This window comes from Cohnella faecalis, from assembly GCF_003570905.1.
Taxonomy (GTDB): domain Bacteria; phylum Bacillota; class Bacilli; order Paenibacillales; family Paenibacillaceae; genus Cohnella; species Cohnella faecalis.
In genome coordinates, this window is sequence record NZ_QXJM01000023.1 from 171090 (window position 1) to 186797 (window position 15708).

7 protein-coding genes are annotated in these 15708 nt (G+C 51.5%); all 7 read left to right on the plus strand.

Translation table 11 applies throughout. From position 1 onward, the window contains the following. Positions 1–35: 35 nt before the first annotated feature. The 7 genes from D3H35_RS04455 to D3H35_RS04485 all read left to right on the plus strand — a co-directional run bounded on the left by D3H35_RS04455 (position 36) and on the right by D3H35_RS04485 (position 15408). On the plus strand, positions 36–785 hold the full coding sequence (locus D3H35_RS04455; RefSeq protein ID WP_119147938.1) for an SDR family oxidoreductase: 750 nt from the start codon (positions 36–38) through the stop codon (positions 783–785). A 51-nt stretch (positions 786–836) separates the two neighbouring features. Next, positions 837–2885, plus strand: a complete 2049-nt coding sequence (locus D3H35_RS32045; protein WP_233567757.1) for a helix-turn-helix transcriptional regulator — start codon at positions 837–839, stop codon at positions 2883–2885. 251 nt (positions 2886–3136) lie between these two features. Further along, positions 3137–7285, plus strand: a complete 4149-nt coding sequence (locus tag D3H35_RS04465; RefSeq protein WP_119147939.1) for a hypothetical protein — start codon at positions 3137–3139, stop codon at positions 7283–7285. A gap of 21 nt (positions 7286–7306) precedes the next feature. Continuing rightward, a complete protein-coding gene (locus tag D3H35_RS04470) occupies positions 7307–8029 on the plus strand; it encodes an exonuclease/endonuclease/phosphatase family protein (protein WP_119147940.1) in 723 nt (240 codons plus the stop codon). A 40-nt stretch (positions 8030–8069) separates the two neighbouring features. Then, complete coding sequence (locus tag D3H35_RS04475; protein ID WP_119147941.1) at positions 8070–10076, plus strand: radical SAM protein; 2007 nt, start codon at positions 8070–8072, stop codon at positions 10074–10076. 36 nt (positions 10077–10112) lie between these two features. Next, positions 10113–11402, plus strand: a complete 1290-nt coding sequence (locus D3H35_RS04480; RefSeq protein WP_119147942.1) for an insecticidal delta-endotoxin Cry8Ea1 family protein — start codon at positions 10113–10115, stop codon at positions 11400–11402. Positions 11403–11787: 385 nt separating this feature from the next. Beyond that, positions 11788–15408, plus strand: a complete 3621-nt coding sequence (locus D3H35_RS04485) for a starch-binding protein (RefSeq protein ID WP_119147943.1) — start codon at positions 11788–11790, stop codon at positions 15406–15408. Positions 15409–15708: the final 300 nt, after the last annotated feature.

Here is a 15708-nt window from a genome sequence, read left to right on the forward strand (position 1 = left end):
ACGATAGCGTCTATTAATGAGGAGGAAACAAGGAAATGAACTTACAAGGAAAAGTAGCTTTCGTCTCGGGCGGCGCGCGAGGAATCGGAGCGGCCGCAGCGCTGTTGCTGGCCGAGCGGGGAGCCCGCGTAGCGGTAAATTATATTCAACAGGAGGATTCCGCCCAGGCAATCGTGGATCTTATCCGGAGTGCCGGGGGTACCGCAGAGCTGGCAAGAGCGGATGTGCGCGATCCCGACCAGGTGCATAGTGCAATATCCCATATTCAGTCTACGCTTGGCGGCATCGACATTTTGGTTAGCAATGCGAATATGTCCTTTGTAATGAAGCCGCTGCTCGCGATGCCATGGGAGGAATTCGCCCAGAAGCTGAATGATGAGATGAAGGCTACATTTACGTTGACACAAGCCGCATTGCCTGCTATGATTGCCCAAAAATATGGAAGAATCATCTATATTTCCAGCAATGCGGCAGATGTCGCCTTGCCTTATTTTGCCGCACACGGCTCTGCCAAGGCAGCGCTTAATGCGTTCGCGAAATACGTTGCGCTGGAAAGCGCCCCCTACGGAGTTACGGCGAACGTCGTTTCTCCGGGGCTTGTCCAGACAGACGCATCAAGCTCTACGCCGGAATCGGTCAAGCAACAAATTGCGGCCATGACGCCTTTGCAGCGAGTAGCCGTGCCGGATGACGTGTCTGGCGCAATCGCTTTCCTGGCAAGTGAAGAAAGCCGCTTCTTAACGGGAACTTGTACGTATGTGAACGGCGGATTGCTTATGGCGTAGAAGCTCACCGCAGCGGCGGTACTTAGAGGAAGAAGGGTGCGTTTCGGAGGCATGTCGAAGGACAAGGACAGCGCTAGTGACGTCGGGGCTCGATTCGTTCATGAAATCGATCAGATTGAACGGCATTTTCTGGTGGGCAGGCAGAAGGAGGTTCAATTTTTCCGTGAACAGCTTGCGGAGAAGAGGCATAGAGGACGTATTCTCAATATTTATGGCACTGGCGGCGTCGGCAAAAGCTACCTCCTCGACGAATTCCGCCGAATTGCCCATCATGCATGTACGCGATTCCTGCTGCTCGACAGCAGGGATTTTCCGCATACCCCTCATGATTTTTGCCTTCATCTGCTCCGGCTGCTTCGTTACGACATCTCTAATGTTGAACAAACGGATCATTTGAACGGCTTGATAGAGCTTTGTCAGGAAGCGATCCGGCATATACCGGAGTCGGGCGGAGCCATTCTGGCGCTGGATACGTTCGAGGAGCTGGGGGAACTGGAATACTGGTTCCGCGAAGAGTTTCTGACGCAGCTGCACTCCAAGGTGTTCGTTGTTATATCCGGCCGCTATCCGATTCAAGGCGCTTGGCTGTCCTCGCCCGCATGGCGCCAGTTGATCAATCATATGCCTATCGGGGATCTGGATTATTTCTCGGTCAAGGAATATTTGCACCGTTCCGGAATTACGGCAGAAGACGATATCCATCGGATTTGGAGCAAGACCAAGGGGCACCCGCTGACCTTGTCCCTATTCTTGTCTACGCCGCTTTCCCATGCGAATCAGTTCATTCTGTTCGAAGAAAATAGCAACGTGTTCGCTCAAGTGGTGCATGCCTGGCTGAAAGAGCTGCCGGATCCGCAGCTACGCGAGCTAGTCGAAGTGGCTGCCGTACTGCGTCATTTCAATCAGGAGTTTCTCGCCAATGCTATTGGAAGTCCGGTCCCGACGGAGCATTTTCTTAAGCTGGTCGGACTTTCCTTTGTCCGTCGGGTGGAGCGGGGGTGGCTGCTGCACGATCTCATGCGGGACGCGATCACTCACGAGCTCCGAGTGCGCGCGCCGGAGCAATACCGCGGCATTCGGAAGCGCTGCGTCCTCTACTATTACGATCGGATCAAGAAATCGGTACACAAGAAATCGGTCGCTTGGGAGACGGCTGAATGGTTCTATTATATTGGCGATCCGGCGATCCTTGCCTTTTTCTATCAGAATTCGGGCATCCATCGGTGGGAGCCGCTTAACGAATCCAACTGGCTTGAGGCGGAGCTTTACATCGAGAACAGACGTTCCTCAGCCAAAGAAGCGAAAATCACTTATACCCATCCGGAAACCTCGGAACGATACGATTACGTCATTTCTGCCGAAGAAAACTTGTACACGTTGAAGCATATTCATCTTCGAGAGCTGTACGAGCTGGATACGAGCATCGTCAAGCTCATCCGCAACAGCAAAGGCGATTTGTCGGGCCTTTCGGTCATTATTCCGATTAACGCGCACACGTTGGACTATCTGCTTACGCAGCCTCTGTCCTCGGCTTATTTTACCGGCTTGTCTGAGCAGAGGATAAAGGAAATGAAAGTACCGAAGGAGACGAAAGCGGGATATTTCGTCAAGACGATCGATATTCCCGATTTCTCCGACCAGTCGATGCGTGCGGCTGCCGGCTTAACGTTCATTACGCATATCATTTCAGCCGGGTTCATCCTCGCTTCGCCTCCAGCCAATCCGTTGTTCGGAGAAATCCACTTAGGACTCGGGTGTCAGATTGCCGGACATGTTGTCCATTTCGATTATGACGGGGTAACGCCGACACCCTATTATGTGATTGATACGAGAGGCAACAAATTGCAGAGCTACCTGAACAAAATGCTCGCGAGCTTCGGCATGCCGGACGAACAGAGAGAAGCGCAAGAGGAGCTAGCCTCGCTGTCAAATCGCGAGAAGGAAGTTGTCGAGCTTATTATTAAAGGGCATACCAATATGGAAATTGCCAGTCTTCTCTACCTCAGCGAGGTGACGGTGAAGAAGCATCTAACGAATATTTTCAGAAAGCTGGACATTAAAAATAGAAGTCAATTGGTTATTCTGATGGGGAAGCGTTAATAGAACAAAACAAACCGGAGCGCGATCGTATTGCGCCCCGGTTTTTTATTTTGTCATAATTCAAACGAAAGTGTCGAAAATTAGGAAATAAGAAGGAAGACTAGCAATTTTGTCGAATTATGAGAGGGAGAATGGGCGAAGGAGTGATAATGAATAGAGGAAATAAGACAAAATTTCCTTGCAGGTCTAAATCAAGAAGATTCATATCCGCATGAAGAACTAAATATGTAGTCATGAAGAAGGAGGAAATAATGGATATTAATGCGCTGGATCAAGCTCTGGTCATCAATGCCGGGTCTCTGACATTAACGGGAACAACGCTTCAAGGGTGCCCGTTGCAGGACATTCTGACTACTTACAATGCAGGCGCACCGCTTACGATTGAGAATGCTCAAAAGCAGCTTACGTCGGATGCGGTAATTGTAACGGGAGCCGCAAGCTTCCTAAACGTTCCAAACCTGAAGGTCGAAGCTGCTTTTACGCTCGATAGCGCGGGCAATCCGATCGGTTCATTCGTTTTCCTATTAATTGAAAACGGCTCGGTGACTTCAAATCCGTGGACGTTCGGCACGAGCTTTCCCAATCTCCCCGATTTCCCTAACTTCACCGAGTCTTCATATGCCGCCAACTATAGCGTATTAAATCGTTTGGTCTTCTCGGAAGCATCGTTTATTCTTCAAACAGCCGCCGGAATAGACAGCAAAACGAATGTTCCTCTAGCATACGGACTGAATTTCGTATCCCGCGTAAATCCTGCCAGCTTGCTAGGGCTAATGGCGCCTTTGCTTGGAAGCGGCACGACGATTCTCTACGGAACGATTACATTGCCGACGCCCGCTCAGCAGACACGGCCTCTTCCCGTGCTGAAAGAACCGTGGAATGAACTCGGATGGACCGTTCCCGGCATACATCTTCAATCGGCGCTCGATTTTGATTTTACGTTAGGAAAGTTAACGGTTGAAAAGCCCTTATTTCGAATTTATAGTCCTATATCCACCGATTGGTTGGCGAACAACCGTACATACCAGCCGGAGTTTGCCTTGACGAGCACAATGACCGTGCCGAGCGCAGACATCAAGCTGGATCTGACAACGCTGTTTAATCCGAATCAGATTAGCATCGGCGGAATATTCTCCGGCATTCAGTTGGACAATCTGGCTCACCTGACCGATTTCGTTCAAGGCAGCGATTTGTTCAGCCGGCTCCCAGCCGATGTGCAAAGCATCGTATCCGGGCTTGGCGGGCTAAGTCTGACAGCCGCAGGCCTATCGCTGAGCGGAGGCATCTCTAGCTCTTCGGTAGATTCGGTCTACGCGACCGTCGGTTTTCCTGATGTCAAATGGACCGTCTTCCCCGGAATCGATATCGAAGCCGTATCCGCTCAGTTCACCGTACTGGAGCCGTTCAATCAGGCGGGAAGATCCGTCAACGTCACGCTGCAAGGAACGATCAGCTTTGGCGGGGCTTCTTTCGATGTGTTCACTATGTATCCGGGCTTTACGGTTCAAGCCGATTTGCAGCACTCCACTCCGGTTTCCTTGAGCGGCCTGTTCCAGCAAGTTTTGCCAGAGCTTCCCGTGCCTCCGGACTTGACGATCAGCGATATGCAAATTTTCGTCGATCCGGGCAAGTCCTACTTTTTCACGGCGACGATGCTGGACAAGCCTGCCTGGCAATTCGATCTGGGGCCGTTCGGTCTTTCGATCGGCAATGTTCAGCTTACGTTGAACAAACAGACGGGAAGCCCCGCGAGCGGAAGCTTCTCGGGAAGGCTGCGAATCGGCAGCCAGCTTATCGTAGATGCGGTGTACGATCTTCCGGGCCATTTCTTTGTGCGGGCCGAGCTTCCGGATTTGAAGTTGTCGCAAATGATCGCCTTGTTCGATCAAATCGGCATTAAGCTGCCATCCGGCTTTGAGATTGAGCTTAAGCAGTCCTATGTGCTTCTTTCCACCGAATCCGGCGGCTTTACTTTTACGGCGGCGACTTACATATCGGATATCGGCTTGCTTGCCATTACCGCGCAGAAGGAAGGCGGCCGTACGGGCGTTGCTTTCGGCATCCAACTGGACGTTGCAAGGCTATGCGCCGTGACGGGCTTGGAGGCGTTGAAGGCGCTGGACGAGCTGGTAGGTTTGGAACAAGTGATGCTGCTCGTATCGTCGCTCGATCAGCCCGGCTTTCAATTTCCCGATATGGCGCATTTTCAAGCGCCACCTCTCGCCGGCAAAAACTTGAAGCTGCCGGCTCAAGCCAGCGGCGTCGTGCGCGGCTTGAATTTCTACGCCCGCTTGAACACGACGAAGAGCCAAGGGTTTCAGGCGTTGGCGAACTATTTGGATATTCCGCTTGACGGCTCGATCGGCATAACGGTTGCGGTCAGCATGCCCGATCCGTCTTCGAACTCCAAGCTGTTCCTGTCCGTCACGAATAGAATCGATTCGGTAACGACGTTGACGGGCGATTTCGGCATACTTATGCTGCACGGCCAGCCGGGCGCCTTTTTGACGGGTCACGTGGATACGCAATTGCAAGGCAGCCCGATCCGCTTCGATGTAACGGCTATGGTGCTGGCAAATGGCGTATTGATTTCCGGCACGATGCTCGGGTCTATCCAATTCGGCGACCTGCCCGTCCATCTTTCCAACGTGGCGCTCGTCATCGGAATGGACTGGGAAGGAATTCCGAGCTTCGGCTTTGCCGCGACGTTGGACGTGCAAGATTTCAACAGCTCGATCGCGGTGTTCTTCGATTCCGTCGATCCATCGCAATCGATGTTCGCCGGGGCGATCAGCGATTTGTCCTTGCGTGATGTGGCCACGACGTTGGCCGGGCAAGATACGCTGCCTTCGGAGCTGACCGACGTGCTGACGCTAATCGGGCTCAAAAGCCTCAAATCGTTCACGATGCCATCTTCGTGCGCCGCCGATTTGGACGGACGCAACCTGTCCGCCATCGCAAGCGCCTTCCAGCAGTACGGAAGCAAATCGATTCCTTCCGGCAGCAACTCCATCCTGCTGACGATCAATTCGGCCGGGTCGGTCTGGAGCTTGACGGATATGACGACAATGACGCATTATCGTCTGACGCTTGAAGGCGACCGGATCTCGGTCGGTCTGGAGCCGCAAATTTATTTCGCCCCGACCGACACGCGAATCGGCTCTATACCGTTTAATGCGGGTTTTCACGTGGAAGCCGCTATCGACTATTTGGTCATTCATGCGCAACTAAAAATTTCGATCGATACGAGCAAGGGCATTGCCGCTGACGCTTCGATCAATCCGATTACGATATTTAACGACACATTCTTCTCCGTTACTTCGGCGGACGGTAAAACCGGGCCATCGCTTTCCTTGGCGACTTACTCCCAGCCCGATTTGCCCAAGGAGCTGCAAGGTCCTCATTTTCTCGTTAGCGGCAATATTCGTTTGCTGGGCTTGGATATATCCAGAACGTATATTTCGGTTGGCGAGGACGGACTGGCCTTCCGTGTAACCGAGCAAGTATCGCCTGTAGTGAAGCTCGATGTACAAGGCGCCTTCAACAGCTTGACGAATCTTGGCGTGAACGGCGGTATCGTCGTCGGCTTTGACGAGCACCTGGATTTGGGCCAGCTCGGCAATATCCATTTCGCGGCGAACGTGGACGGACAATTGTCCATTGGTTATAAGAACGATTCCGCTTTCGCTTCGATACAAGGCGGCTTTCATTTTGGCGGGGTGGATTGCTCCATACCGGCGCTCACATTGGATGTTAGCGGCCCCGCGCTTGCGAACATCGCGTCGACGCTGTGGGAGCAAGTCAAGGACATTATCGAGAAGCTGCTGACCAATCCCGATCAGTGGCTGAGCTGGGTCAAAGGCGGCGCTGTTCAACTGGCGGATCAAAGCGCGCAGGCGATCGGTAAAATTCTCGGCGACTGCTACGATTATTTATCGGCCAACGACATCGCTAGCAAGACTAAGGAAATTATGGACTACGGCATCGATGAAGTGACCGCAGCGTTAAAAGGAGCGGGGGAGACGGCCGAAGAGGCCGTTCAGGCGCTGGCCAGCGTCGGATTCGCGGCCGAGGAAATCGGAAAGGCGATCGTATCCGTCTTTTCGGGCATTCATGTCGACACCAGCTTTGGCCATATCGACCAGTCGGCCCCGCATTTGGATACGCCGCAAATTCATGCGGATGTCCCTTCCATCCATACGGACGCGAGTACGCACGCGGACATCGGAGGTCATATCGACAAAGGGAGCGGCTGGCTTCATATCGACACCGGCGCTCCCCACGCAGATACGACTCCGCATGTGGACCAGACGATTACGCCGCATGTCGATACCGACACGCCGCATGTCGACACGACTCCGCACGTGGATACGGGAACTCACATCGATGTAAGCAGCTAACTTATTCGGGAGGATGCGAAGATGGATAACAGCTTTATGTTCTGGAACTTGCAGCGATTGGGAGCCAGCACCGATGCCGAAGTCGTGACGGGCATTACGGCTATTGCGAGCGCCCAACAAGCAAACGCCGAAGGCTATTGCGAGCTGACGACGGCTTGTACCGCCATGACGCCTCACAATATTACGTACCGCAAGGAAACCTCGCATCAGCTATGCTATAGCGCAAGAGATTACGCACAATTGCCGAGTCCGATCGTATATCCGATTCCGACCCAGCTCGCGCTTACCAGAATCGAGCCCGAATCGACGGCGGCGTACGAGCAAGCCGGCTACGACGGAGGCAAGAACTTCAAAAACTTGTGCGACCGCGCTCCAGCCTATGTCGGCGGCGGGCTTATTGGCGGAGTCAACGTCTTCATTTTTCACGCTCCTGCCCATGCGGATTCGGCGGAGAGAGCGGTTGCGTTCATCGCCTGCTACTTGCAAGATTACTACACCACAAATCCGGCCCCCTGGCTATTGATCGGGGATCTGAACGTGGAGCCGAAGCAGCTTGCGGGCTCCAAGGTCGGCATTTCGTTGGAAGACTACATCATTAGTTCGGGGCAGCCCACCCATAAAAAAGGGAAAGAGCTCGATTACGCTTTGACCAACTACCCGAACGCTATCAAGCTGAAACGGGTTCATGCCAATAAGCGATTCGAATATTCGGATCATATTCCTATCGTAGCCGTTTGGGGGTAATACAGCTCATAGAGGCCAATAGGCAAGGAGGGAACGCATCATAGCCGTAGAATTAAGACCGCTTGGCGTCGCATGCAACATTTCTTGTCACTACTGCTATCAGAATCCGCAGCGGGAAGCCGGCAACGTGCCCCATTCGTACGATTTGGAGCGAATGAAGAAAGCCGTCGAACGGGAAGGGGGTCCCTTCACGCTGTTCGGCGGAGAAGCGCTGCTTATCCCGATCAAAGATTTGGAGGAGCTGTTTCGCTGGGGACAGGAGAAATACGGACACACATCGCTTCAGACGAACGGCGTCCTCATTGACGACGAACGGCTTGCACTGTTCAAAAAATACAACGTATACGTGGGCGTCTCGATCGACGGCCCCGACGAGCTCAACGATTTGCGCTGGCAAATCAATCAGGAGCGAACCCGCCGCAGCACGGAACGCACGATAGCCAACATTATTCGATTGTGCCGCGAGCACAGACCGCCCGGACTAATCGTTACGCTGCATCGGATCAACGCATCGGCAGAGCGGCTGCCGCGGCTTCATGAGTGGATTCGCGAGCTGGACGCTCACGGAATTCGCTCGGTTAGACTTCATTTGCTGGAGTCGGAAACGGAAAGCATACGCGAGAAATACGGCTTAACCGACGAGGAGAACGTGCAAGCGCTCCTTGGCTTTGCAGAGCTGCAAAAAGAGCTGAAAAACATTCGCTTCGACGTGCTGGACGAGATGGAACGCGGGCTTATGGGACGCGACGGTGCGACCTCCTGCGTCTGGCACGCATGCGATCCTTACTCGACAATGGCCGTTCGCGGAGTGGAAGGAAACGGGCAATCGAGCAATTGCGGCCGAACGAACAAGGACGGCATCGATTTTATTAAAGCGGACAAGCCCGGATTTGAACGGTATACGGCGCTCTATAACACGCCGCAAGAAGAGGGCGGCTGCAAAGGCTGCCGGTTTTTCCTCATGTGCAAAGGCCAGTGTCCGGGGACGGCCATCGATGGAGATTGGCGCAACCGTTCGGAATTGTGCGAGGTATGGACACAATTGTTCATCCATGCGGAAAAGCAGCTCATTGCAAGCGGTCAGGTTCCTCTCTCCATCGATCCGAGACGACCGCGGCTGGAGCGTCAGATGGTAGCGTTGTGGAAGCGGGGAAAGAATAGTTCGATTCAGCAGCTTCTAAAGCTGCAACAGCCTTCATTGGACGATCTTCCAGACTGCGAGAGCATGGAGAAGGAAGCGTCGTCACTGGAACGATTTTTCCGCTTTGCATTTGTGGGCGAATCGCAAAGGGCAGTATGGGCTCCCCGTCTAACGGCGATTCGATCGGCGCTTGCCCGGATTGAAGTTCTCGCTGTAGCGAAAAAAATGGCGAATGCCGTGATCGTTCATTTAGAGCCTGCGGAAGTGTTTCAATTTCATCAATATGCCGCAGAGCATGGACTGCATTGCCGACTGCTGAACGAAGGGCGCAGGGAACGCTGGGCACGGCTAATCGTCGGCAGTCAGGAAGTCGTTGCGGCTGGCGAACGTTGGACTTCAAACGCGACGGAAAGCCGCTTGCCGCAGCTGCCGATTATGCCGATCTGCTGCCGACAGGCGAATGAAGAGAGGCTTCGTGCGGGCATTATCGATCCCGTCTGGCATGCCGCCGCTAGTGTTGGCTCGGACGAGGAGGCCGTAGATCAAGTAGATGTGAAAGGCCGGAATGCTCTCAATCCATTCCTTCGTCCGCTGGGAGCGAATTTGCTAGGTTATCAGCCTTGCTCGTTCGCTTGCGAAGAAAGCCGCTCCGTGGAGTCGGCCAAGCTTGCACTGGGAAGAGAAGCCGGGCTGCACGAGGAGATGGACTGGCTGGAAGAGATGCTGCAATGGCCTGTCGAATGGAAATCGCTGCACGGCATTGCGGAAGTAAAGACAGGGATTCTTCGGTACCAATACCATACCGACTACTCGTCCAAAGCTTTGAAGATCCGATACCACGGAAGCTCGCTCGCTTCCGATGCGGCCCAAGGACTGTCTTTTGCTTACAGGCGTCCGCGCAGATAAATCGAATACCATTTCACGAAAAAGGCGGTTGAACGAATGGAAACGAACGAGGAATTGAAATTGGGCTTTAGCATCGATTGGAATACCGCAATGAAAGAAATTAGCGTCGATTTTTCCGCAGCCATACCGGCAATTGGCGGCGCGATCAGCTTGTTGCTAAAGATTTTTTGGCCGGCAAGCAGCGAGAATATTTGGGACGCTATCAAGGATCAAGTTAAGAGCTTGGTTGACGAAGCAATTCTGAACAAAGAGATGGAAGAACGCAACGCGGAGCTGAACGGCTTGCGCGATACGATGACCCACTACACAGCCGCCAAAAGTAATGAAAAAGGCGCATTGATGGCCAATTTAATCGGCAAGACGGACGATTTGTACGAAAAGCTAACGAAATCGTCCAACCAAATTCATCTTATTCCTTTTACGGTTGCCGCATCGCAGCTGCACCTTATTATTCTTCGGGAAAGACTGGAACATGGCATCGAAATGTATAAGGAGGACAACACGCAGCAGTGGGAAGAAGAGTTGAAAACGATGTACAACAACTACTTTGAATTTTTCAAGAAAATTTACCCTCAATGGCTTTCCTGGAGAAGCAGTAAAATTGTAGTAAATTGCTATACCGATAAAAATCCGACCACAATCCCGCCGTTTTTTTATTGGACTTCGCATGGAGAAGTTTCCGACCAAATAACGGGTGAGCATCTGAGCTTTTCGAAAGATTGGCTGGATAGCGCGGAATATTTTAGACCCGCCTGCAACGCTCACGCCGAAAGAATGAGGAATCAGGCCATAGCGCAAATGGCGGGAACGCTTACGACTACGTTCGGGCTGCACCGTTATCTAAAGGGAAGAGAGAACGATCCGCCCATTGTGGACGAAAATTTGAAGGTGATTTACCAAGGTCCATACGGCGGCAGCAAGCTGGACGTTACCGACCAGCCGGGAAAAATAATCGAAATTAATGTAAGAGAATGGAATTCAATCGATTGCATTCAGTTTATCTATTCGGACCATCAGGGCCATTCTATCGGAAATCCGGGAGGCGGGGCTCCTCATTCGTTCAGCGCTACAGACAGCAAATATTTTAACGGAATCAAGATGAAGTTTGATAAGGGCGTTATGTGTCAAATCGAATTGGTCTATTCGGACGGGACTTCTTCAGGGCCGCTAGGGAATAGAGGGGGATGGTCCGGCCAAGATTATGACTCTACGGTCGACTCCGCGTATCGATTAAGCGGAGGGAGCTTTACCAAAGGAAACGGACCGTCAGGCACTGTCGGACCATCGGCCATTAGATTGGAATATCGACATCATTCGACACTTTAGGTTATTTGATATTGTGGAAAGAACCGGTTATTTAGACGGTTCTTTCCTATTTATTCATCAAATTGCGATAAAAGTAGTTCGTATTTCATGTGCCTAAGGTCATGTTTTTTATTGTTTGTAGTTGACAACATATTCCTTTCGATGAGATAATGACTTCGACATAATAATTCAATTTGTGCAAACGTTTTACCAAAGTTGCGCACTTGTACTAGAAGGTGATTTGTAAGCGTTTAAGAGAGAGCTGGAAGCTTTTTTTTAGACTTGAATTGTAAGCGGATACATTACATTTTTTATGGCACGTTGGAATGAAATTTTAGTTTTTTACAGCCAATTCACTGCTCGTTGGCTGCAAAAATAAACTTTTATTTTGTAAAGGAGTGTTGTTATGAAGAAAAAAACAAGATCGTTATGGAGCATAGTTCTATTTCTAGCCTTAGTGCTGCAAGCTTTGAACTTTACTCCAGCAGTTCAGGGAAGCGCATCCGCGGCTGCGTCCGAGGAATACGGACTCCCGGCAAATACGAAAGACGGGCTTATCTTCCACGCTTGGAACTGGTCGTTCGACACGATCAAGGCAAATATGCCAGCTATTGCGGCGGCAGGCTACAAATCCGTACAAACTTCTCCGATTCAAGGCAACAAAGAGAATTTGATGGAAGGAAGCAAATGGTGGGTTCTGTACCAACCTACCAACTTCAAAATCGGCAATGCGCAGCTCGGCAATAGAGATCAATTCAAGGCGATGTGCGATGTAGCCGAGCAGTACGGCATCAGCGTTATCGTCGACGTAGTAGCGAACCATACAGGCAACGCGGGCGGCGGCAGCTTGGAGTACACTCCGGCAACCAATGTCGATCCGGTTATTCGAAACAACCCGTCTTTCTGGCATGAGGCAAGAGGAGTCAGCGACTGGGGCAAGAGATGGGAAGTTACCCATTGGGGCATCGGTCTTCCCGACCTGAACACGTCCAACCAAGATTTGCAAAACATAATCATCGGTTTCTTGAACGATGCAATCGCGCTCGGCGCGGACGGCTTCCGGTTTGACGCCGCCAAACATATCGAGCTTCCTAACGAAGACGGCGGTTCGAACTTCTGGCCTCGCGTGCTCGGCAGCTTGAGCAAACAAAACCTTTATATCTACGGCGAGGTGCTCCAAGGGGGAGCGGACAACTTTGCCGGCTATGCGGGTTACATGAATTTGACAGCTTCTGCCTACGGACATGATCTCATCAAAGCGGTAGGCTTCGGCGCCAACAAAAACGTTGACCTTGCTAGATCCTACAGCTCTGCCGGAGTCAGCTCCTCCAAGCTCGTAACGTGGGTTGAATCGCATGATACTTATGCGAACGACAAAAGCGAAACGACGTATATGACCGACTGGCAAATTAAAATGGGATGGGCTCTCATTGCATCCCGCGCTGAGACAACTTCGCTGTTCCTGGCCCGTCCGGGCGGAAGCGGCAAGTTCGGAACGGGTCTCGGCCAGGCTGGCAAAGAAACGTGGAAAGATGCGGACGTTGCCGCAGTCAACAAATTCCACAATGCAATGGTAGGTCAAGGCGAGTATTTGAGAACGATCAGCAGCGATCTTATGTTGATCGAGCGCGGAACGAAAGGGATGACGATCGTCAACCTTGGCGGCGACGCTTCTATCAACTCCGTAACAAATCTCGCAAGCGGCACTTACGTCAACCAAGCTACGGGCGGCGGCACGTTCACCGTAGCGAACGGTAGAATTACCGGCAACATCGGCGGCGGCAAAATCGCTGTTCTATATCAAGAAGTGAAGCCTACTCCTAAGGTTTCAATCGACGCTCAAGAAGGCGGATTCTACACCGATTCTTTGACCGTTAAGATGACCTATTCGGATACTGTCAGCGCTTCGTACTCGCTTAACAACGGAACGCAAACGGCTCTTAACTCGGGCGATACCGTTACCTTCGGCGCAGGCGCAGCATTCGGTACGACATACTCGTTGAAAATCGTTGCGAACAATGCAGCAGGCCAAACGACGAAAACGTATACATTTACGAAAGAAGATCCGAATGCAGCACTGAAAGTTCATTTCTACAAGCCTTCCGGCTGGGGAACTCCTGGCATGTATTACTACGACGATTCCGTAACGCCGACCAAAATTGGCGCAGCATGGCCGGGAACGGCGATGACGGATGAAGGCAACGGCTGGTACAGCACTCAAGTCGCTGGCTGGAAGCAAGCAAAAGTGATTTTCACCTCCGGCTCCAACCAAATTCCGGGCGCAAGCCAGCCGGGATACACTGTAACAGGTGAAAAATGGATCAAGGACGGCGTCATTCACACTTCGAATCCAGACGTAGTAATCAAGACTCCAACCGTTTCTATCGACAAGGCTGAAGGCGCTTTCTACACGGATAGTCTGGACGTCACGATCAGCTACAACGATGCGACTGCAGCAACTTATTCGTTGAATGGCGGCGCTCCGGTAAGCTTTACTTCCGGACAAAAAGCTACCTTCGGCGCAGGAGCCGCATACGGCACGACGTACACGTTGAACGTAACCGCTTCCAATGCGGACAAAACGACAACGAAATCGTACTCGTTCACCAAAACGAAAACGGCTCTTCCTGCTCCGACGATTTCCATCGACAAAGCGGAAGGCACTTTCTACGGCAACAGCCTGGAAGTTACCGTCAGCTACGCGAATGCCGACGGTGCGACCTACACGTTGAACGGCGGAGCGCAAACGAATGTTGCTTCCGGTCAGAAGATTACGATCGGCGCAGACGGCGCGTTCGGCACGAAGTATACGCTGATCGTCACTGCATCCAATGAAGACAAATCGACGACCAAAACGTTCACGTTCACCAAAGAAGATCCGAACGCTGGCTTAAGCATCCATTTCTACAAGCCATCCGGTTGGGGCACGCCTAACATCTATTACTACAACGATTCCGTAACGCCGACTAAAATTGGCGTAGCATGGCCTGGAGTAGCAATGACGGATGAAGGCAACGGCTGGTACGTATTCCGTGTAACGGGCTGGACGCAAGGCAAAGTGATTTTCAACTCCGGAAGCAACCAAATTCCGGGCGCAAGCCAGCCTGGCTATGCGGTAACGGGCGAAAAATGGATCAAGAACGGCGTTATCTACCAATCCAACCCTGATACCGTCATTCCGGAGAACAAAACTCCGACAATAACGATTGACAAATCGGAAGGTTCTTTCAACAGCGACAGTTTGAACGTCGCGATCACCTTGAAGGATGCAACGTCTGCAACTTACTCGCTTAACGGCGGCGCACCGGTATCGTTCACGTCCGGTCAACAAGTTGCTATCGGCGCAGGCGATGCGTTTGGAACCACTTATACGTTGTCTGTGACTGCTATCAACATTGACAAAACAGCGACGAAAACGTACACGTTTAAGAAAGAAGAAGAACAAGCCATTACGGTTCGTTATTACAAACCGGACGGCTGGGGCACTCCTAACATCTATTACTACGACGAGTCCGTAACGCCGACTAAAATTGGCGTGGCATGGCCTGGAGTTGCTATGCAGAACGAAGGCAACGGCTGGTACTCCTACAAGTTGACCGGCTGGAGCAAAGCGAACGTCATTTTCAACAGCGGCGGGCAACAAACTCCTGCTTCTGGCCAAGCCGGCTATCTCGTAACGAAGAGCGTCTGGATCAAAAACGGCGTGATCACCGATCAAGAGCCTGTTCAAAAAACGGTCGCCGTCACGTTTACTATTAAGAACGCTACGACTGTTTCTGGACAAAGCATCTATCTGGTAGGCAACGTTGCGGAGCTTGGCAATTGGGCTCCAGCTAGTGCAATCGCGACTACGGCCTCGACTTATCCGACTTGGAAGGTTACGGTCAACCTGGTTGAAGGTACGAAGATCGAGTTCAAAGCGATTAAGAAGAACGCTAGCAACGGTGTTGTGTGGGAAAGCGGTCAAAATCGCAGCTATACCGTATCATCCAGCAATCCTACAGTAGAGTTTAATTTCAACAATTAAACCGAATTTGCAGAAATACAAAAGACACTAACCTTGCGTTAGTGTCTTTTGTCATGTAATCGTTAACACGCATAATTCGACATCGTTCAACATAAATACTGTCTTTTTTACTATATACAGTAAATTCCACTAAAGTTATAGTGACAGTAGGAATCAATTTTCCAAATCGTTTGTTTAAATTTAAGGAATTGGTTCCGCTCATTCATAGGAGGGAGGGAAGATTTACTCGCTGTTGTTTTGTTGCAAGGAGTTGTTTTTTGCGCCGTGTCAGACTCGGTGTGAAGTAGAGAAAAAAAATAT

Coding starts and splice junctions, on each gene's coding strand:
- D3H35_RS04470 (WP_119147940.1), top strand. CDS start 7,307: ATGGATAACAGCTTTATGTTCTGGAACTTGCAGCGATTGGGAGCCAGC.
- D3H35_RS04465 (WP_119147939.1), top strand. CDS start 3,137: ATGGATATTAATGCGCTGGATCAAGCTCTGGTCATCAATGCCGGGTCT.
- D3H35_RS04480 (WP_119147942.1), top strand. CDS start 10,113: ATGGAAACGAACGAGGAATTGAAATTGGGCTTTAGCATCGATTGGAAT.
- D3H35_RS04455 (WP_119147938.1), top strand. CDS start 36: ATGAACTTACAAGGAAAAGTAGCTTTCGTCTCGGGCGGCGCGCGAGGA.
- D3H35_RS04485 (WP_119147943.1), top strand. CDS start 11,788: ATGAAGAAAAAAACAAGATCGTTATGGAGCATAGTTCTATTTCTAGCC.
- D3H35_RS32045 (WP_233567757.1), top strand. CDS start 837: ATGTCGAAGGACAAGGACAGCGCTAGTGACGTCGGGGCTCGATTCGTT.